Raw genomic sequence first — 20507 nt, forward strand, 5'->3', positions numbered from 1 at the left:
AAGCGGTAGGTTGGCGGAAGAGTGGTATTTAACTTGTGTTCTATAATGGGAACATTTACCGGAGTAAGGATCTAAAATGGATTGAGATGATTTTATAGAGAGATAGGTGTTTTGTTGCAACTACGGCAAAGTTACATTAAGTTTAATATATGTATTTCAATGCATTTGAAACAAAAAATAAGAGGTGAAATTTTATGAGTTGGAAACTCAAAAAATTTGATGAGTTAACAAATATTGAACTTTATAATCTTTTAAAAGAAAGAACTTTAGTTTTTGTAGTGGAACAAAATTGTCCTTATCTTGAAGTTGATGGTAAAGATCCTTTTTCATATCATCTTTTTAAAGAAGACAATGGAGAAATCGTTGCATATTTAAGAATTGTACCCGCAGGTGTTACTTATCAAGAAACTTCTATAGGTAGAGTCTTTGTAAAGAAAGAATACAGAGGACAAGGAATAGCAGGGGAACTTTTAAAGAAAGGTCTAGATTTTATCCAAAATGAATTAAAAGAAACAAAGGTTAAAATTCAAGCCCAAGATTATTTAAGAAATTTCTATACATCCTTTGGTTTTCAACCTATATCCGAAACATATTTAGAAGATAACATTCCTCACGTCGATATGACTTTACAAAGATAACACAATCGTCATTACAGCTAGGGATTGGAGCTATATTAAGGTAGAAGAGATTGAAAAAGATTACACTTCAACAAACAGAGGCATTGACCCTTAGAAGGTTTAATGCCTTTTTGTGTTGAATTCCTTATTGAAGAAAAGGGGCAGGTTAACGGCATAAGAACAGCAGGTGAAAAATGAAAGGTTAAGCAATATACTCTATGTGAATTCCGGTATTAATTGGATAATTATGTTAAAGTTTATAGTAAGGTTTTTAGGATGATCACAATCTTGGAGGTGATGGATAATAGAAACCATAATCATATCTTAAATGGGCTTTTTTTAATATTTATAGGGTTTTTGGTACTCAAGAAAAAGCTCTCTTCTTAGTGAATATTGTTTTGTGGAATGGGGTTTCAGGAGACGAAAAATTACTATCTCGGATTTTTGGTACTATCATACTAGTGGCTGGATTTTTGGTTATCCCATTGCCATTCTTAATGTGATTAATCTATCCGACAACTTCATAAAATGGAATAAATGAGTTTCGAATTCAAGAATTCATTAATATCTTTTAATCATCTGTTGTAGTTTTAAGAAGGATTAAAGAACAGCAAATGCTGGGAATTGTAAGGGGGATAAAAATGTCACCTTCAAAGAAAATGCCTTTAGAAATTATTATGAATAATTTATCACTATTAATTCTTGCTCTGGGTTTCATACAAGTGTTCTATAAATGGAGTGTTTTAGGAGGCGATGACGTAAAGAAATTTATGGCGTTACCTCTAATAGGAGTTATAGTTTGGGGTGGATTTACATTCATAGAAAAGTTTGATGAAAACATTAATTTACCTATATTTTTAAGTGAAGATAAAGATGTAAATATCAAATTTAACAGGTTGTTGGTGAATATTCTTAAAAATATAATTGTTATTGGATTAATTGTGGTAAATTGGATAGATTTAAACTCATTGACTTTGCTTCAAATAATAAAATGAGAGTATGGTTAAACGAAATAATACTCTGGTTGTGACGTTTTTCACTTAAACAAACGGGTCATTACTCCAATATCAAGGGCTGCGATCAGCTCTTTTTTTATGCAGCTAAGAGGTTAGCGGAAGAAGGATAATATGAAAACTATGACGAATAAAGTAAGTTAGATGATTTTTGGGGGGGAGCAACTTTGGAAAAGCAAAAGCCTAAAATAATGGTAGTAGGCACATTTCATATGCGGTATACACCAGATTTATATAAATATGAAGTTGATCATTTGCTAAATGATAGAAGGCAAAAGGAAATAAGAGAAGTTGTAGATAAAATAAAAAGGTTTAATCCAACCAAATTAGCATTTGAAGTAGTTAAAGAAAAGGAAGAAGAATTAAATCAAGATTATAGTCTATATTTAAAAAATGAGTTTGAGTTAACCATTGATGAAGTTCATCAATATGGTTTTAGAATTGCTTCTGAATCAGGTCATAAAAAGGTATATGCAGTTGATTGGATGAAAACCGTCGGGAACCGAGGAATTGGTCAGGTATATGATTGGGCAAAAAGTGAACAGCCAGACCTATATAAGCACATACACGAAAAGTATCATTCAGAAAAAGACTATAATATTGGCGATAAAAGCCTAGTTGAGTTGATGAGAGAACTAAATGAAGAAGTTGGAGTAAAAAAAGAGCACGAAATGTATATGGCAGTAGCACGTATCGGGAAAGGAGATGACTATGTAGGAATTGACTGGCTAAGATGGTGGTACCAAAGAAATTTAATAATTTACTCTAACTTGACAAAGATAACACATTCTTCTTCAGACAGAATCATTTTAATAATAGGAGCAGCCCACATACATTTAGTTTCCCAATTTCTCGAAGAAAGTGGTATGTATAACGTAGAGCCAGCAATAAATTATCTTGATTTTTAACAAACGAAGACATAAGCGGAAGTTCACGGCTGTCAAATTGAGGGTCATTACTTATGCGGCTAAAGGGGCAGGGTAGCGGAAGAAGGAATTCTTGAAATTAGTATAGAATATCTGATTGAAAGATATTATTAATGAAAAACGTTAAGTCGAATTAAGGGGGAAATATAATGCATACTGTTTCAGGTCACGAGTTGAATACTGGTTATGATGCAAAAAAATTAACCTTAGTATTAACCCAGGCTACCCTAGATGAGCTGCATAAAGAAGGGGATAAAAAAATCCAGATAACCACTTCTCATTGCTTAATTATTGCTGATAAGATCAATACTAAAGAACCTATTAAGGATGAGTTGACTTTATTGGAACAAGCGATACTAGAATCAGAAGATAGTTTATTCACCATCATTAATGAAGGCAATACAACTAATCTATATGGAATGATCTTACTCAGAAATGTTAAAATTATACCATTTGCATCACCAGATAAAGTCATTGAACTAGAATCCTATGCACTTTATACGGACCATATAATGGGCTTTAGTATTGCCGATTGAAATGAATAGATAAGAGTCATATTCTAAGTAATCCTCATTATTTGATACTGATAGACAACAGTAGTCCCACAAAGAATAGTAATTTGAAGATTAATCAAGTTATTGAAGAAATCTACTTTTATGTTGGACTTCTTATGGAAGTAAAGGGGCAGGTTAGTTATGGATCTTTTCACAGAACAATTACTACTAATATCATTATTTATACTTATCATTCATTCTATAGAAACACTTGCATATGCAGTCAGGCTATCTGGTGCCAGAGTAAGGTTATTAGCTTCAGCCTTATCTTTATTTAATATAATGGTTATGGTTTCCAGATTAGCGAATATGATGCAACAACCCTTTACTGGGAGTCTAATTGACAATGCACCTAATGAAAATACTTTGGAGTTTGTAGAAAGTCAATACAGGGTAATCATTGGTTCTGCTACTATTGGAACAATAGTAGGAATGGTTTTACTTCCAACTTTTATTGCTTTATTTTCAAGGGCAATCATTCAGTTATCTGAAGAAAGAGGTTCTATACCTTCTTTAATTAAAAAAGGATTAACTTTCGAATATATAAAGCGTGGAGTAAAACACATTCATTTACCAAGATGGTCTTATTTGCAGGAAATTAACTGGCGAGACATTCCAATAAAGTTATTCTTAATCAATACGATAATAACAGCAATCTATACAATTGGCGTATTATCTGCTTTATATGCTGCTTTAATTGTACCTGAAAGAGCAACAACAGCTGTAATGGCTTCGGGTCTAGTTAATGGGATAGCTACAATCTTACTAATTATTTTTATTGATCCAAAGGTTTCTATTCTCGCAGATGATGTAATAAATCAAAAAGGGAGTTATCTTAAATTAAAAAGTGTATCACTTATGATGATTACTTCTCGATTATTAGGAACTATCTTAGCACAATTATTCTTTATTCCTGGAGCAGAATATATTGCTTGGTTTACTAAATTAATTGTGTAGTTGATATGTGGCATTGCTATTACATAAACTGCTAACTAATAACAAGCTCAATATTTAGCTTGTTATTATAAAAGCTACGGGTGCGATTGCAAAATAAGAGTAGTCGCTTTTTAACTAAAGGGGCAGTTTAGTTGAAGAATTGGGTTTTATATCAAAAAGGAATTTGTCCCTTTCTATCGAACTTCTTATAGTAAGGTTCATAGTTATAAAGAAAAAATACAAAATTTAAGGACGATAACTTATGAACAAGATACAGCAATTATGGAATGACTTTTGTGTAGCAAATCATATGGAAGGGATCGAATATAAAGATGCTTTTCAATTTGGTGTTTCCGCTGATTGGCTAGCTGACTTAGTTGTTGAAGGAAAGAAGACAGCGACAACATCGGGTTTTATATTTTATGAGTTAGAAAAGGAACATATACCGCAGGCTAGTGAATACTCTATTGTTTTAGATGGGCAGGATAAGCCAGTCGCAGTCATTCAAACTCAATCTGTTGAAGTAGTACCGTTGAATGAGGTTACAGAGGAATTCGCTTTAGCTGAAGGTGAAGGAGATTATTGTTTTTGGTGGGACGCCCACGAAAGATTTTTTACCCAAGCATTAAAAGAATTTAATATAGAATTTACGCCAAATATGTTAGTAGTATGTGAACGGTTTAAAAAAGTATATCCTAAATAAAGTGTTAAATAACTTTATGTATCAATGAAGGCTTTGATCTGAGGAGGATTAAAGCCTATTTATGTTGAATTTCTTATTGAAGTAACGGGGCAGTTTAGCGGAAGAAGCAAAGAAAGGTTATTATCACATATTATCTCTCCTAGTCTTTAGAGATTATTCAACATTGGTTGTGATTATGGATTAAAATTCTCCCTCGAACTTTTATAATTTTTGTAAAATTAACCAGAAAGTAACTGAGCCAATTCTACGGGGCATTGAACTAAAGATAAGTAGAATTAAATGAATCGTAATCTTATTCTAAGGAAGTTTACATATGAAAAAGAATGTAGATCGCTTGATAGTGGTAACCAAAATTCTTTTTACATTATTTGTAGTGTCTGTATTTCTTATTCCTTTCGGGGTCATTTATATTATGAATAATGGCAATCCTTATACACACTATATTCTGAATAAAAGTTTGCCACCTTATCTGGAACAAAGAGGGCACAGTGATGAAGATATTATTGAGCAACTTGCGGTTGAACCGAAGGACATTATTAACAAGGATTTTTATCACGCCCGTTATATGGTGACTTTTAAAGATGAGCCTAATTTGACATATTATTATGATATTAAGAAAAAAGGTAAATTGATAAAGCAATTTTGTGAAAAGGATGATTTAGTGGATGGAGTAACAACAATAAATACAGAACAAACAAAGCACAGCGAAGATAAATGTGTAAGTATGTATGCGAATAGATGACTAATTAACCTTCTATATTTTCTGATATTGAATAGAAATTCACTATTTAATCGTTTATTTTAGATTGTTCCATTTAACTCTTTGTCAAAACAGTTTTATTCTGGATAATATCAGCAACTGCCCATCCAACTAAAATAGCACCAATCAAGCAAGGGAAGACAACTGTTATATAGTTAGGGTAAGGAACCAACATCACATATGCCGAGCTACTTAGACCAAGAATAGATCCAATTATTATTTTTAAAATTATTGATTGCATTTAATCATCTCCATTTTAAAATATTTATATTGTAATATAAATTATAGTTTATACTTCCAGAAATTCCGATAAATTCATTTTAACTACCTTTAAATTGAAGCGAAATGAAGAACATTAAAGAATATTATATCAAGTAAATTCTATTGCCAACAATAAGAACCCCTTAGCTTAATATAGGGACAGTATTCCTGTGATGAGTATCCAAGTTTAAGTGCCTTTACACTTAAACTAACGGGGGCATTCGTATTATAGAGTTCAGCCAGAACTTTCTGGTTGAACTTTTTTTATATGGATTTATTCTATCAGTAGCCAGGGTAGAACGTACGGGGGCGTGGGACCTTGATCCCGTCGGCTAAACTGTTCACCCCCTACTAGTAGAAATATGTTTGCGGCTGGTTGGGACTGAGATCTCGTATAACAAGCGAAGCTATAATACTACTTGGAGGTAATAGGGGTTACTGGTGAATACGTAAGAGGAGGAAAAAGAATGAACCCAGTTGTGGGTATAGATGTAGCTAAAGGAGAGAGTGAAATTCAGGCTTTTTTAGATAAAGGAAAGCCATATGGAAAGAACTTTTCAATTAAGCATAATCGTGATGAATTGGATCGGCTTGTAAGTTTCTTGAGCGAAATTAAAACAATGACAGGTAAGATGCCAGTAGTCATATTAGAATCAACGGGACATTATCATACTCCTATTATTCAATGCTTAGAAGAAAACGCGTTGCCTTATATTCTGTTAAATCCACTCATTTCTCATCAAGCAAAGAAATCAAGTTTAAGAAAAGTAAAAACAGATGCCTTTGATGCGTATCAGTTATGTGTCCTTTATTACAAGGAGGACTTTGAACCTTATAAAATGAGGGGAATTCAGCTGTTGAACCTTCGTAACCTATCTAGACAACAGGAAATCGTGACGAATATGTATGTAGAAGCAAAATTGCAGTTTCATACGATTTTGGATCAGGTTTTTCCTGATTACCGAAAGGTATTTGGAGATCTATTTTCGAAAGTATCTTTATCGATATTAAGAGAATATCCAACGTCGGAGAAGATTTTAAAGACGGATGAAGAGGAATTAACAGAACGAATAAAAGGGTATTGTCCAACTCGTTCTCTTCAGTGGGCAAGAGAAAAAGCAAGGAAATTAATCTATTCAGCTTCTCAAAATCCTTTTCAAAAGGTGATGTATCAAAGCCATCTCATCAATCTTAATATGTATATAGACATCCTATTTCATTACCAAGGACACCTTTCGGAATTGGAGAGTCAAATGGTATCCCTGGCCAATGAAATAGAAGAATATAAGATTATCCAATCTATCCCTGGAATCGGAGAAAAAATCGCTGCCACGATTATCTCCGAAATTGGTGAGATTGATCGGTTTAATCACCCTAAGAAATTGGTTGCCTTCGCTGGCATCGATCCAAGTGTCCATTCATCTGGCAAGTTTATAGCGACGACGAATCGGATTACCAAACGAGGTTCCAGCAGGCTAAGGCACAGCTTGTATCTAGCAGTTTTATGTGGAATAAGAAGATCCAGAAATAAAAAGCTCAAGGAGTTCTATGACAAGAAACGCTTAGAAGGAAAGCCGTCGAAAGTGGCAATGATCGCTTGTATCAATAAACTTCTTCACTGGATTTATGCTTTATTAAAAAGGAAAGAACATTTCCTAGATATAGCTTAGAAAGACATTTTAACCACATAAAGAAAAACCTTCCACAAGTTATCTGGAGGGTTATTTGGTATGCCTAAAAACAGTATAGCATATAAAAAAATAAATTTTACAGAGAGATATTGACATCCTATTAGCTGGTTTAGTTCAATAACGATGACAGCGAAACACTGTCTTTAATACAATTTTTACTAATTAAGTCTATTTTTTAAACCATCGATTTTAAGAATGGTGATATGAAAAAGCTGGAAGCTGTGGAGGCGACGCAATCCAGAGGTATTCTGTTTGCATGGGCAGGATTAATGATGCTCTTATCCATAGCTTCTGCTTCCAACCCAGCCTGAAATGGTTTAATAATTATCATGATTGAAATGACTTTACATAGCTTTAACCCTGTTAAGAAGAAAAATAAAGTTATTTTTGAAAAAGAATAATATAGCTTTACAAGACTGATTATTATTCATTCTTAAAATGTTGATTCCGCTTGAAATGACATTTTTTCTTCTTTATCAGCTTAGTAAGACTTTCTTCTTGGTGTTTTAACAAAAAATTCTGATAAATCTCTTGCTTCGCACTTAGGATGCATTGTATTATGGGAAAGATAGTTTGATTACACATATATCTTTATACCTACTCATCTGACAACTATACTATATCCTCTCCTCGGTTTAACACATATATTATCGTTTACTCCGCATCTGAATTTTCTCTTGAATTTCACATATAAGATTCGTCGTTGAATGACCGAATAGAAAGATTTCTTTACGTATTTATGAATGTATATATTGGAAGGAGTATTGTGATAACATGAACTACGCGATTTTTAAAGACTATGAGGAAATGTCAACGTCAGCTGCAGAAATCATCATACAGGAAGTCAATGATAATCCACGTCTTTTTATAGGTCTCCCAGCCGAAAACAGTCTTAAACGAGTATTGGAAATATTGACAGATCAATACCAGCTAGGCATGGTTGATTTCTCAAAGTGCCGGTTTGCCGTTATGTATGAATGGTTGGGAAGAAGTTCTTATGAAGAAGGCAGTTGCAGCCAGTTTCTAAATAATAAGTTTTTTTCCAAAGTCAATGTCAAACAGACTCAGTTGGTTTTTTTTGATGGGAAATCTAAGAAGCCTTATAAGGAATGCAAGAGAATCGATAATGATATCATTAGTTATGGTGGATTGGATTTAGTCCTACTGGGAATAGGTGCAGATTCTAAAATAGAGTTTAATGTACCTAGGAGTTCTTATTCTTGTTATTCGCATGTTCGTCGTATAGGCAGTAAGGACTATTATCGACAGCCTGCTTTTAAGGAGTTTCCTGCTGCTTATTTAGTAGGGCATAAACATATATTAGGGGCCAAAGAAGTTATTGTGTTAGCAAATGGTTTACACAAAGCCCAGTTGATTCGGAAAACATTAAAAGAGAATATACACATACATACACAAAAGAAAGCGCTGCATCGTAACACAACCTATTTATTAGATCAGGAGGCTTATTACGTGTTTTTTAAGCAGACGAATAATGATTAAAACATGTACTCAATTGAATCATTACAGCAAACAAAAAAAATCAGTGCAAATGTACCTATATTAATCCTTTATATATTGTTAATATATGGGTAACACCTGGTACCGGCTTCAAATTAATCCCAATGGAGGAGATAAGATGAAGAGAGAAGTGCAAGTTATACCATATCATATTGATGAAAAAATTGATGCGGTAAATGAGGTGCCAAAGGGGATTGAAATAATTGATGCTCCGGAAATTTGGAGTATAACGAAGGGTGAAGGAGTGACTGTTGCGATATTGGATACGGGTTGTGACTTAAACCACCCTGATCTGAAGGACCAAATTATTGGCGGTCGGAATTTTACGACAGATGATGCCAGTGATCAAAACCAGTTTCAGGATTATAACGGTCACGGTACACATGTCGCAGGAACAATTGCAGCAACGCAAAATAATATTGGCGTAGTAGGAGTTGCACCAGCTGCCAAGCTGCTTATTTTGAAAGTGCTGGATAAGGAAGGTTCCGGGCAATATGAATGGATTGTTAATGGAATTCTTTATGCCATAGAGCAAAAGGTAGATGTCATATCTATGTCTCTTGGAGGACCTGAAGATGTACCAGAGTTGCATGAAGCCATTAAGAACGCAGTAAAGAATGATATTTTAGTTGTTTGTGCCGCCGGCAATGAGGGGGATGGAAATGATCAAACAGATGAGTATGGCTATCCAGCTGCATATAATGAAGTCATCAGTGTTGGAGCGATTGATCTTAATCATCGTTCATCCCAGTTCTCTAATTCCAATAAAGAAATCGATTTAGTAGCGCCGGGTGAAAAAATTCTTTCTACTTATTTGGATGGAAAATATGCAAGCTTGAGTGGTACATCCATGGCCACGCCCCATGTTGCAGGAGCGTTAGCCCTTATTAAGATTATGGCTAATACCAGCTTCGAACGGAAGTTAAGTGAGCCGGAGTTATATGCACAATTAATAAAAAGGACAATTCCGCTAGGAAACTCTCCGAAATTAGAGGGGAATGGTTTATTATATTTGACTGCCCCCGATTACTTAACAGAGTTAATTAATAAACTGTCACTACGTGATGCAATTGATATGTAGTTAGACGATTACCATGTTTTTATAAGATAATTTATCAAAAAGATATTATTGAAAGTATAGCGATAGATTGGGAAAGGTATTCCTGGTTGAATCAAGGGTAAGTAGTATCTTGATATATATATAAGAATACAATTAGTTGAAAAGGACTGTTACACTGTTGGGGTTAGCCAGTGTGACAGTCCTTGTAATTGTATATTTAATTATGGTCACGGTTCAATAATGGCGATTTACATGGTCTGTATGTATTGTACGCCAACCTCGGTGAGTCAACGCCCCAATAAAGGAAATAAAAAGCAGAGCACCAGTCCAGATTTCAAATTTATCAGGAAGAAAGTTAAAAACTGAAAATGTAAAGTTTTCCACATCCAGGATAAAGGACAGGATTAACACAAAGAAACCAATTATTAATATCTCTTTCATTAAATGAATTAGCTTAATTTGATCCTGGTCCCAGCGAATAAGAAAAATAGCAATTGCTAATCCGCCAAATAAATTCCAATCCATTATATCCACTCCTTTTATGTAGGTTCTTCTCTACTGAATAATGTTTAAGGAGAAAAAAAGATAAGTCTTCCTTTAATGAATGTCCGTAAGATTTAAAATATATCATTATCCAATAAATGGATAATGATATATTTATTATAATGGCAGACGAACTGCAAAGGCAATAAATATTTATAGGCAGGAATACGCATCTGAATGTAGAAATGTTATGAAGAGGGGAATTATGAATGTCAAGGGAGTGGCAAAATGGATTATAAGAATCTTTATTTTTCAGACGGTTTTTTTTCATCGGGTCAAAAAAATATTTATACAGAAGATGAACACATTGTTGGTAAATTAGATTTGAAAAGTGCTTTCACTTCAACAATTGATGTATTAGATTTGAAGGGCAATATTTTGATAAGTGGTAAATTTCCTCTTTTTAGTAATAGGTGGATTATTACAAACCAAGAAGGAGATGAACTTGGTTTTGTACGTGCCAGATTTAGTTTTTTTGCTAAAAAATACGAATATACAGCTCATAATAGAGGGATATTCCGCATAGATTCTGAAACCTTCTCCCAAAGATATGAAATCCTCAATGAAAACAGAAAGCAAGTAGGCAGATTTCAAAAAGTGAGTGCCATCTTATCCCATCCTGCTTATGAATTATCCCAAGTATCCGAAGATATTAAAATAGTTGAAATGATCGCTGTCGTAATGGGTGTAAATGCTATCAAAAAAAGAAGTCATTCTGCAGCGAAAAGTACAGTGTAGATGAATAATATACATTTAATCATTACAGCAAAAATGGAATCGTCATTCTAATGGCATAAAAGTGGCTCATTACCAAAATTGATCGAATGAAATAATAATTGAAATACCTCCAATAAGCAGTTGGCTAATAAAGTTAACAAGACCATGATAGGTTTTCAATAAATCTAATTGAATGATTTTTACAAGAAGCATCATCGTTATAAGAGGGCAGAGGAAGCATGCGAGTTTGAAAAAGAAAATGACCAATCCTGAAGTGTCGACTCTGTTAAGAGGGGCAACAGGATAAATAAATTAAGGGCGGTGATTCCATATAAGGTCTTCATACTTACCATTAGGAACCTCCGTTAATTTGTTCTAATCCTTAATAGTATATTAGGTATTTTTAAAAAAAGTAGTTGTATTTTATTCGAATCATCAGGACACTTTTATGGCATACAAAAATCATTACACAAACATTCTGAGACTGGAATGAACCCTGGGAGTAATATAGGGGTTCATTCTGGTTTTTTATATTTTTGTCAAGATGGGATTATATGCCATATATTTATTCTTATAGAATATTCACATCTAATGATAATTGATCGGTAATTGCCTTTATACGAAATATTGAACACATTAGGCTAAAAGAGGGGTTTTAAATTTTACGGTTGTTAAAGTGTTTGTTAAAATTTATTTAGCAGGACTTATGATATATAGGAGGAATAGAATGGATAAAACCATAGACAAAGCTGCTTTGATTAGGGGTTACATTGAGGAAAATCGTCAATCCTTCAGCGATATGCTATTATCTGAAGCGGTAAACGTCAGGAGCAAAATTGAGGAAATTTTACTGGTTGGCAATATTGATTTGTTGAATAATGCCCAGAAACTAGTTATATATGTCATTGACGATCAGAAGAAAGAAGTCATTGATTTTGCTAAACAAGAAGGTATTGCGTGGGCTACTCATGCTATTACGTTAAATTTTAAATTAGAATGGGTACAGGCAATAAGAAGAACATTATGGAAAATTATCTATCAGTTTGTTCACGAATCTAATGAATCTTTTGGTCTGGAAGATTTTTTTATTTTGGAAAAACGGATCAATAATCAAATTGATAGCTTTTTAAATACCTTTTTCATCAGCTATTCCAATTTTAAAGATTTATTGATTGAGAAACAGACTAAAATTGTTGAAAATTTATCGGTTCCGATTATTCCGATTACACCGACAATTTGTATCTTACCTATGATTGGTGTATGGGATGATAATAGGTCAGAAATTATAGAAAAGAAAGCTTTACAGGCAGTTGGGGAAAATCATATCCAAACATTAATCATTGATTTATCAGCTATAGCCGAAATGGACCCTTATGTTATAGAACAATTAATGAAATTAATCGAAGGGACAGCTATGATGGGGTGTGAATCAGTAATCACAGGACTTCGACCTGAAATTGTACAGCAAATAATCCATTTGGGTATTAATTTTGAGAATAAAGCTACTACAATTGGCAGTCTCCAACAGGCTATCAAAAAATATTTTTAATAGATAAAAAAATAGAAGAGATTGACAGACTGTAGACAAAAGGAATTCAGATTGGCCCAGTAGTGGTCCTGTTACTGAATTCCTTCTTTGTATTTTGCCTTTTCAGGAGAATCGACTTATCCTTATCTTTATTTAGTCCATTTTTGAACTTTCCCAAGTCCAATTGGCTCTTATTCTAATCGGTTTGACGAAGATGTTCAGCTTCTTCCATATATTCTTCCCACACATCTAATGTAATCATCTCTAGCTGTTCACGATTCATTTGCATATGTTTGGTTAACATCCTCATCACCTTGGTAAATAACAGCTACCTATGTATACGAAAAAACACGGAGAATTTCTTCCTTAAACTGAGGAAACGCCCCTAAAACGCCGGATTCAATTTACTGCAGAATGGAAGAGTCTCCTGCGGGAAGAACAAGCGTACCCGAAACCCCGCAGCGCAAAGTACGAGGAGGCTTGATACTTGTCCGCGGAAAGCAAGCCCATTCGGCAGAAAATAGCGTAACCGGATAGGAGAGAACAGCGAAATCAAAAAACTGTAGACAAGGCCTTCTAAAATAAGGACTTTGTCTACAGTCTGACAGGCTCTCTTTAAATAGAAGAGCCCTTATTATATTATACTAGGTTAAATAAATAATAATAAACTGATTGCCATTAATGCCATTCCGGCAATTAAGCCATATATGGCATGATGACCTTCATCATACTTTTTAGCAGCAGGCAATAATTCATCCAATGAAATGAACACCATAATCCCAGCTACTGCTGAAAAGATAATTCCAAAAACCAGATCATTTAAAAATGGCATCAATAGTAAATATGCTACCAAAGCACCAACTGGTTCTGCCAAGCCGGATAAAAAGGATAGTTTAAAGGCTTTTCGTTTATTTCCTGTCGCAAAATATACAGGTACGGCTACAGCGATGCCTTCCGGAATATTATGAATGGCAATAGCTACTGCAATGGCAATACCCAAGCCAGGGTCCTGTATCGCTGATGTGAACGTAGCAATACCCTCTGGAAAGTTGTGAATACCAATCGCCAAAGCTGTAAATGTACCCATCTTCATAAGCTCATCACTGTGTATTTCATTAAGTGGCTTATTCATATCTTCCACTTTTTTGGGTTCGTGGGGATTTCCCTGCTTTGGGATGAAACGGTCAATTAATGCGATAAGTAAGATACCGCCAAAAAAACCAACCACAGTCATTGTATAGCCTTTTTCATAACCCATAGCACTTACAAGAGAATCTTTTGCTTTTACAAAAATTTCAACCATTGAAACATAAATCATGACTCCAGCAGAAAAGCCCAGTGAGACGGATAAAAACATCTTATTGGTACGGGATGTTAATAGAGCAATTAAACTCCCGATTCCTGTTGCTAATCCAGCCAGGAGTGTTAATGAAAAGGCAAATAAAACACTTTGATCCATATGTGAAAACCTCTCTAATTCGTAATAACTTAACCATAGTGTACCTTTATATAAAGAAAAATCAAAATTATAACTATCTATTTCATAATCATATACTCTAATAAATATATTCGTCAAAAGAATATTAGGTAAGTTAATAATTGTGTTTTCTATCATAATATGGTTATTATTAAATATTATTCCGATTATTTATCATATATTAAAAATATGGGGGATGAGGTATGGGAACATCTGAAATCGAACTGTCAATGTACTCAGATAAATATATAGATAGCTTGATGGACTATAAGCTTCCACCTGAACAATATCAATTTACATCTTTTCCTATGGAAATATTAAATCGATATCCTCATGACCAAGATCAGTTTCCAGTTTTAATTCTGTATGAGGGTCAGGCAGTCGGATTTTTCTGTTTAAATAAGGGCAAAAGAGTAGCTGAAATAACAACTAATAATAAATCACTGTTATTAACCAGTTTTTCAATCAATTATAAGTTTCAAAAAAAGGGATATGCCAAACAAGCATTAGCTAATTTAGCCGACTTTATAAAAGATCAATTTAATGAAATGGATGAAGTAATTCTGGCTGTGAATATGAGAAATATCTCCGCTCAATCTTTATATAAAGCCAGTGGTTTTAAGGATCTGGGTAATAGGAGAATGGGGAAAAAAGGGGAACAAATGGTCCTTCAATTGGAGATTTGAAGGGATTAGGAAATGGGGGGAGTAAAGTGGATTTTGTAGAATTAGAGACTAATCGGTTGGAATTGGTAAAATTAAATAAATCACATTTAAATGAGTATTATTCGATTATGTCTAAACAAGAAGTTATGGAGTATTATGGCATGGAGCCTTTAACCAAAAAGAAAGATGCTGCCCTGATTATGGACTCTTTGGAAAAAGGATGGTCGCTGGGACAATCCATAAGGTGGGGCATTACTTTAAAAGATTCCGGTCGATTAATCGGTACGGTTGGTTTGAACAATCTAAGTTTAAAAAGCAAACGTGCTGAGGTCGGCTATGAGCTTCATCCAGATTATTGGAGGGCAGGGTATGCAAGAGAAGCTGTTTCAACAGTATTGGATTTTTCCTTTCGTCAACTTGGGCTATACCGTTTAGGAGCGATTACTTTTCCCGCAAATACAGCTTCCAATCAACTGTTGTTAAAAATAGGTTTTACGTTAGAAGGAACGTTGCGAGGATATTTATACCAGAGAAATCAATCTCATGATGCCTATATATTTTCAGTGACTCGCCCGGAATGGGAAGCTTAAAGTTTCCATCTCCTTGAAGGACTTATCTAACATATGTCCATTCCTTATAGGTTCTTTTCTGCAAACTTAATCAAAAGAGAAGGAGAAAAAATGACGGTAATGTTAGTGTATATGGCTGGTTTTCATTCAATTTCTCCCTTACTGAATAAAGAGTTGGAAGACTCAGTATAATTGTTTGAAAGATGAGATAACTGATACTATTTCATTTAGCTCTCCTACTGACTTTGCAGGGGATATTGATTTTTTTTATGTTCACTCCTTAAACAACACTGAGAATGAATGATTAACAGGTAGGTATTGATTTTAAAGATCCAAGTGGAATAGACAAACGCAATGATATCAATTTATGTGTTTTTGTTCAAAATGATAAAGTTGTAAAGTGCAAGGAGCTATGCACATTCTTCATTAGAAGAAGCTAATCTGACTATGCAAAGAGAAGAATAAATGAAAATAACGGAACTTCATGAACCTAGTCCCGTTATTTTTTAAATGAAAGGATTTACGTTAAAATCCAAACATCATCTTAGTTATTTTTCGCTTTCTTTTACGCGTTGTTTGAAGGGTTTCCAACGCGAGCGGTTTGGTCACTGCAGGCGGTTTTTTTGTTTTGCTCAATTGAGTTTCAAGATGATCGATTCGTGTTGTCAGTTCATTAACAAGCGTCAGTAAATCTTCAAGTTCATTTCGATGTTGCAGCAACTGAACAGATGCAACACCATCCGCTTTTTTATACAAGTTCAATTCGAGCTCAATCACTTTTAATTTCAGCTGTTCAAATTCTTCATTATTAGGATGCGGGATTGTATCAAGAGAATACAATTGGTCTTGGTTATGATAGTGTTCCAATTGGCCGAATTCTTCTTTCGTAAATATAAAATGTCCTTTAGAATTTCTGGCTGGATCAATAGAAAGCTGTTTAACCCATCTTTTAATGGTACTGGATGATACGCCTAAGGATTTAGCTACTTCGTTCGTGTTCATCTTGCCACCCCATTTAGTTTTATTTCTTGCGTCGGAAACTCCACCATTTTTTTTCTGTTGGAACTACTTCTTTTTCCTTCAATGTCGGTTTATCTTGTTTATTTTTTGTGGCTTTTACTTTTGTTTGGTCCTTAGTTGTTTTCTTTTTAGGAGCTTTGAATTTTACGGTTTTAGGTTTTTCTAGTTCTTTCGTTGGAGCAGCATCACGGAAGCTCGTAACCAATTGTTGAAAAGCTTCTTCTCGTTGGCGAATGTCATTTCGATATTTTTCCAATTCATTATTCATCGTTTCGAAGTATTGCTCGCGATCCTGATAAATTGCCTCGGTCACACTTTTGATTTCTTGCTGTGCTTCGGTTACGGAGTCAGAGAGGTCTGCGAGTAAATCTCGATAGCCGTCTGCAGCGGCTTCAGATATCCTCTTGGAGAACGATTCAAAGGCTCCTTCCGAAGATCTCGCAATACTGGTAGTCAGTGCTCCGAAAGTTTCTGAAGTACGTTCCGATGCTTTTGAAACATTCAGAGATAGCTTCCGTAACTCCCCATTTGTTTTCAAGTTAGACCGCTGAATGGTTTTGGAAAGACCTTTAATGGTATCAATTGATCCTTGTGAAATCTCTTTTTTTACCTCTTCAATCATGAGATGCCGATTATTACGCATTTCAGAAAACATCTCTTTCATTAATCGATCTTTATATTCATCCATGGCTACAAGGAAATCTTCCATCCTTGGTTCAGCAGGTTTTTCTGCGACCGCCGGAGATGTTTCGATTGTTTCGGAGGGGGGGTCTGAAATAGATTGTTTTTCCTGATTTAAATGTTTTTCAAGCATGTCTTTAATAATCTCCTTACTGAGATTCTTATCGCGCATTTCTTTAATTCTTTTTAAAATAGCAATTTCGACTTCAGTATAAAAACGGGCACCCTGTTTAGATCGCGGAATGATTAATACACCATTTAAATCCTTCTCCCATTGGCGGATTGTTCCGGCTGGTACATTAATTCTCCGTGAAACCTCTTTAATGGAATATGCTCGTAAAATTTGATTTTCTTTCATATTTAACAATCCCTTCCCTTTATCATTTGGGTATGTTTGTATCTCTGTATTACATGTATTCTTCACTGGTAATATACTTTTCCTGCTACATGACAAAAGCTATCAAAACAAGTTGAATTTCTTCAGAGTCCTTGTTTTTCTGTTACTTTCGTGAGTTTTACCTATCTAAAAACAGTGAATGCTGGGAAGGAATAAAGGTCATGACAATTAAATGCACGATAAAAGGGTGAACTGTATGAGGTCTAAGGTGGTTGAATGAAGGAATAGGGCGAAGTCTGTAGTTAAATTAAATCATTAGAAAATGGGGGGGGAGGAGTTTTCGGAACGAAAGCATATAAAAACCCTCGTGGTTTCCCAGAGGGTTTAACATTATGATTGTTCTTTTACAAAATTATAGACAGAATAAGCTAACATACCGATTCCGATAAAGAATACAAAGCCACCTAATAAAACCCCATTTGAGATGCTCTCCATAACAGGAGTGTTGGAATACACTTCAACTCCATTAGGCTTAACACTGCCAGATACTTTAAAATGTCCTATAACTGCAAAAATAATTGAAAGAATAAATAAACCGTATGTTTTAAATTTCATAATAACCCCATCCTTTGTAGGAATTGTAAAACCGTTTAAATTGTTACAATTATCGTAACAGATTGTGTACGTTTTGTGAACAAAAAATACTTAAAATTTTTTGGTATTTATCATATACTATAAATGTAGATTATTTAAGTGTTTACTTAATTATTTAAATATTTCTGACAAGGAGGAGTATGAGAAGTGGAACTGAAGTTAGTCTTGCCAATCATCGTCTTAGAATTATTGTTAAAAATTATTGCTTTATATGATTTAAGTAAAAAGAATGCGGAAGAGGTAAAGGGTGAGAAACGAATTATCTGGGTATTCGTTATTCTGTTGTTCTCAACCATTGGTCCAGTCCTATATTTAGTTTTTGGAAAGAAAGCTCATATAGAGGAAGGAAGGTAGATGGATTGATTTCATGCAAAAATGTGACCAAAAAGTATAAGACAACGGATGCGTTAAAGGGAGTAAGTTTTGATGTGGAAGGTCCTGGTTGTTATGGTTTTATCGGAAGAAACGGATCCGGCAAAACGACAACGATTCGGATCCTTGCAGGCTTGGCCAAGGCAACTTCCGGAGATGTCCATATTGCCGGATATAATGTGAAAACTGAAACCAGAGAAATTCTTAAAATCACGGGTTATTTACCTCAGCAACCTGCTTTTTATGATTATATGACGGGGGAGGAATGGTTACATTTCACAGCAGACCTCTTTGGATTTACTGCTAAAGAACGGAAGTCTCGTACAGATGAATTGTTGCAGACATGTGGTTTATGGGAAGCTAGGAAAAGGAAAATCAGCGGGTACAGTGGTGGGATGAAACAAAGGTTGGGGTTGGCCCAGGCATTGCTGAACAACCCAAGAATTTTACTTTTAGATGAGCCCGTATCTGCACTTGACCCTGTTGGACGTTATCAGGTTCTGCACATCCTAGAGGAATTAAAAAAGAATCATACCATTTTTATGTCCAGTCATATTCTTGATGATGTTGAAAAGATTGCAGATCATATCATCATATTGAATCAGGGACAAGTTGTTCATTCCTCATCTAAAGAAGAACTAATGAATCGATACGCTGATTTAATTATACGATTTACGATTATGAATCAGGTGCCAGACTTAAAAGAAAAACTAAACAACCAAACATGGGTTACGAATGTTGATGAAACATTATTATCCTATAAAGTGTATGTGAACGATTTTAAGCGGGCAAAAGAACAGATTCCTCAGATCATACATACGGCTGGTGGAATCATCACAGAGTATAAGGTTGAATCGCCATCCTTAGAGGATATCTTTATGAAGGTGGTGAACTAAAGATGCACACGTTCCTGACGATGTTAAAAAAAGAATGGTTAGAACTTATGCGATCTTATAAATTGTTTATTATGCCTATTGCTTATGCCATTATCATGTTAAGTTTACCAATTGTGATGAAATTGCTACCTGATTTAATCGAGCAGGATTTACCTGAAGGGACGATTATAGAAATTCCTGAAAGTACCTCCACAGATATCCTAAATGGGATGTTCAGTAATTTTGAGCAAATGGGAATTATAGCTCTGATTCTCTTTGTAATGGGTGCAATTTCTTCTGAAAGAGAAAAAGGCGTTGCTGCCATGGTATTGTCCAAACCAATTACTCGTTTTACTTATTTTTCGGCAAAATGGACGATTTTTAATCTATTGAGTGTCGTTTCCTATATTATTGGATTGGTATTATCGTTATATTACACCCGTATTTTATTTGAAGGTACAATGGACTGGTCATCTATAATGAAAGGAAATAGTATTCTCCTGCTCATCTTGCTTTTATGTGTAACGATCACGTTATTCTATTCAGCTTTCTGTAAAAGTACATTGCTAGCAGGACTTCTTTCTTATGCCACTTACTTAGCCATTACAAAAGTAGGCGCCTTTTTGCCATCTAGTCTGGAGAATTATACACCTTCTAAACTGATTGAAGATGCAAATGATATGATGGTTGGAAAGCAAGAGAACCTGACAGCCTCTATCACAGGAACTACATTGATTATCATAATCCTGTTCGTACTTGGAAATAGGATGCTAAAACGCCAGGAAATATAATAGGAATGATCACACAGAATCCGAACAAGACAATAATCAACTAATCGTTCCTTCAAATATTGATATATCGATGAATTCATAGCAAAAATGAGTTAATTAGTCATAAAAATTCACTAGTCACAAAAATTATTTATAAAAGTATTGGGAAACCTTATTAATCAGGTTTCCCTTTTTTTGGTATTGAAAGAGACAATTTGTTCATTCATTTACAAATAAAATTAAATTTACTAAAAATTTAC

The 20507-nt window shown here is 34.4% G+C and carries 23 protein-coding genes; 17 read left to right on the forward strand and 6 right to left on the reverse strand.

Going from position 1 to position 20507, the window contains the following annotated elements; translation table 11 throughout:
• Window positions 1–194: 194 nt before the first annotated feature.
• The 7 genes from AC4G3L_RS11365 to AC4G3L_RS11395 all read left to right on the forward strand — a co-directional run bounded on the left by AC4G3L_RS11365 (window position 195) and on the right by AC4G3L_RS11395 (window position 5491).
• Window positions 195–638, forward strand: coding sequence for a GNAT family N-acetyltransferase (locus AC4G3L_RS11365; protein ID WP_491077065.1), 444 nt, complete (start codon window positions 195–197; stop codon window positions 636–638).
• A 620-nt stretch (window positions 639–1258) separates the two neighbouring features.
• Window positions 1259–1612, forward strand: coding sequence for a hypothetical protein (locus tag AC4G3L_RS11370; RefSeq protein WP_491077066.1), 354 nt, complete (start codon window positions 1259–1261; stop codon window positions 1610–1612).
• A gap of 185 nt (window positions 1613–1797) precedes the next feature.
• On the forward strand, window positions 1798–2538 hold the full coding sequence (locus tag AC4G3L_RS11375) for a DUF5694 domain-containing protein (RefSeq protein ID WP_491077067.1): 741 nt from the start codon (window positions 1798–1800) through the stop codon (window positions 2536–2538).
• A 167-nt stretch (window positions 2539–2705) separates the two neighbouring features.
• Window positions 2706–3092: a hypothetical protein gene (locus AC4G3L_RS11380; protein WP_491077068.1), complete on the forward strand. Its 387-nt coding sequence runs from the start codon at window positions 2706–2708 to the stop codon at window positions 3090–3092.
• 159 nt (window positions 3093–3251) lie between these two features.
• Window positions 3252–4067, forward strand: a complete 816-nt coding sequence (locus AC4G3L_RS11385; protein WP_491077069.1) for a lipid II flippase Amj family protein — start codon at window positions 3252–3254, stop codon at window positions 4065–4067.
• Between the two features lie 241 nt (window positions 4068–4308).
• Window positions 4309–4749, forward strand: a complete 441-nt coding sequence (locus AC4G3L_RS11390; RefSeq protein WP_491077070.1) for an ASCH domain-containing protein — start codon at window positions 4309–4311, stop codon at window positions 4747–4749.
• A gap of 313 nt (window positions 4750–5062) precedes the next feature.
• On the forward strand, window positions 5063–5491 hold the full coding sequence (locus tag AC4G3L_RS11395) for a DUF3139 domain-containing protein (RefSeq protein WP_491077071.1): 429 nt from the start codon (window positions 5063–5065) through the stop codon (window positions 5489–5491).
• Between the two features lie 73 nt (window positions 5492–5564).
• Here AC4G3L_RS11395 and AC4G3L_RS11400 read toward each other — a convergent pair whose 3' ends face one another.
• Window positions 5565–5750 (reverse strand): hypothetical protein, encoded by a 186-nt coding sequence (locus AC4G3L_RS11400; protein WP_491077072.1) that lies wholly within the window; start codon window positions 5748–5750, stop codon window positions 5565–5567.
• 487 nt (window positions 5751–6237) lie between these two features.
• Here AC4G3L_RS11400 and AC4G3L_RS11405 point away from each other — a divergent pair, with 487 nt between their 5' ends.
• From AC4G3L_RS11405 to AC4G3L_RS11415, 3 genes are all read left to right on the forward strand, one after another.
• Window positions 6238–7440 (forward strand): IS110 family RNA-guided transposase, encoded by a 1203-nt coding sequence (locus AC4G3L_RS11405; RefSeq protein ID WP_491077073.1) that lies wholly within the window; start codon window positions 6238–6240, stop codon window positions 7438–7440.
• Window positions 7441–8235: 795 nt separating this feature from the next.
• A complete protein-coding gene (locus AC4G3L_RS11410) occupies window positions 8236–8961 on the forward strand; it encodes a sugar phosphate isomerase family (RefSeq protein ID WP_491077074.1) in 726 nt (241 codons plus the stop codon).
• A 136-nt stretch (window positions 8962–9097) separates the two neighbouring features.
• Window positions 9098–10060: a S8 family peptidase gene (locus AC4G3L_RS11415; protein WP_491077075.1), complete on the forward strand. Its 963-nt coding sequence runs from the start codon at window positions 9098–9100 to the stop codon at window positions 10058–10060.
• Window positions 10061–10273: 213 nt separating this feature from the next.
• On the opposite strand, the gene AC4G3L_RS11420 is transcribed toward AC4G3L_RS11415, so the two are convergent.
• Window positions 10274–10564 (reverse strand): hypothetical protein, encoded by a 291-nt coding sequence (locus AC4G3L_RS11420; RefSeq protein ID WP_491077076.1) that lies wholly within the window; start codon window positions 10562–10564, stop codon window positions 10274–10276.
• A gap of 246 nt (window positions 10565–10810) precedes the next feature.
• On the opposite strand from AC4G3L_RS11420, the gene AC4G3L_RS11425 reads away from it, so the two are divergent.
• A complete protein-coding gene (locus AC4G3L_RS11425) occupies window positions 10811–11320 on the forward strand; it encodes an LURP-one-related family protein (RefSeq protein WP_491077077.1) in 510 nt (169 codons plus the stop codon).
• A 706-nt stretch (window positions 11321–12026) separates the two neighbouring features.
• Window positions 12027–12848 carry an STAS domain-containing protein gene (locus tag AC4G3L_RS11430; protein ID WP_491077078.1) on the forward strand — a complete coding sequence of 274 codons (822 nt, stop codon included), beginning with the start codon at window positions 12027–12029 and terminating at the stop codon, window positions 12846–12848.
• Window positions 12849–13476: 628 nt separating this feature from the next.
• Here AC4G3L_RS11430 and zupT read toward each other — a convergent pair.
• Complete coding sequence (gene zupT, locus AC4G3L_RS11435) at window positions 13477–14286, reverse strand: zinc transporter ZupT (protein ID WP_491077079.1); 810 nt, start codon at window positions 14284–14286, stop codon at window positions 13477–13479.
• Between the two features lie 221 nt (window positions 14287–14507).
• Between zupT and AC4G3L_RS11440 the strand changes: the two genes are divergently transcribed.
• Window positions 14508–14990 carry a GNAT family N-acetyltransferase gene (locus AC4G3L_RS11440; protein ID WP_491077080.1) on the forward strand — a complete coding sequence of 161 codons (483 nt, stop codon included), beginning with the start codon at window positions 14508–14510 and terminating at the stop codon, window positions 14988–14990.
• A gap of 26 nt (window positions 14991–15016) precedes the next feature.
• Window positions 15017–15559 (forward strand): GNAT family N-acetyltransferase, encoded by a 543-nt coding sequence (locus tag AC4G3L_RS11445; RefSeq protein WP_491077081.1) that lies wholly within the window; start codon window positions 15017–15019, stop codon window positions 15557–15559.
• 504 nt (window positions 15560–16063) lie between these two features.
• Here AC4G3L_RS11445 and AC4G3L_RS11450 read toward each other — a convergent pair.
• The 3 genes from AC4G3L_RS11450 to AC4G3L_RS11460 all read right to left on the reverse strand — a co-directional run bounded on the left by AC4G3L_RS11450 (window position 16064) and on the right by AC4G3L_RS11460 (window position 18191).
• On the reverse strand, window positions 16064–16540 hold the full coding sequence (locus AC4G3L_RS11450; protein ID WP_491077082.1) for a MerR family transcriptional regulator: 477 nt from the start codon (window positions 16538–16540) through the stop codon (window positions 16064–16066).
• A gap of 19 nt (window positions 16541–16559) precedes the next feature.
• On the reverse strand, window positions 16560–17597 hold the full coding sequence (locus AC4G3L_RS11455; RefSeq protein WP_491077083.1) for a MerR family transcriptional regulator: 1038 nt from the start codon (window positions 17595–17597) through the stop codon (window positions 16560–16562).
• Window positions 17598–17966: 369 nt separating this feature from the next.
• Entirely contained in the window at window positions 17967–18191 is a 225-nt protein-coding gene (locus AC4G3L_RS11460) for a hypothetical protein (RefSeq protein WP_491077084.1), read from the reverse strand.
• Between the two features lie 186 nt (window positions 18192–18377).
• On the opposite strand from AC4G3L_RS11460, the gene AC4G3L_RS11465 reads away from it, so the two are divergent.
• Genes AC4G3L_RS11465 through AC4G3L_RS11475 form a run of 3 tightly spaced genes read left to right on the forward strand, consistent with a single transcriptional unit; the run spans window position 18378 to window position 20268 of the window.
• Window positions 18378–18584: a PLD nuclease N-terminal domain-containing protein gene (locus tag AC4G3L_RS11465; protein ID WP_491077085.1), complete on the forward strand. Its 207-nt coding sequence runs from the start codon at window positions 18378–18380 to the stop codon at window positions 18582–18584.
• 5 nt (window positions 18585–18589) lie between these two features.
• Window positions 18590–19498, forward strand: a complete 909-nt coding sequence (locus AC4G3L_RS11470) for an ABC transporter ATP-binding protein (RefSeq protein ID WP_491077086.1) — start codon at window positions 18590–18592, stop codon at window positions 19496–19498.
• A gap of 2 nt (window positions 19499–19500) precedes the next feature.
• Window positions 19501–20268 carry an ABC transporter permease gene (locus AC4G3L_RS11475; RefSeq protein ID WP_491077087.1) on the forward strand — a complete coding sequence of 256 codons (768 nt, stop codon included), beginning with the start codon at window positions 19501–19503 and terminating at the stop codon, window positions 20266–20268.
• The last annotated feature ends 239 nt before the right edge of the window (window positions 20269–20507 follow it).

The sequence above is a fragment of the Bacillus sp. z33 genome, from assembly GCF_058313615.1.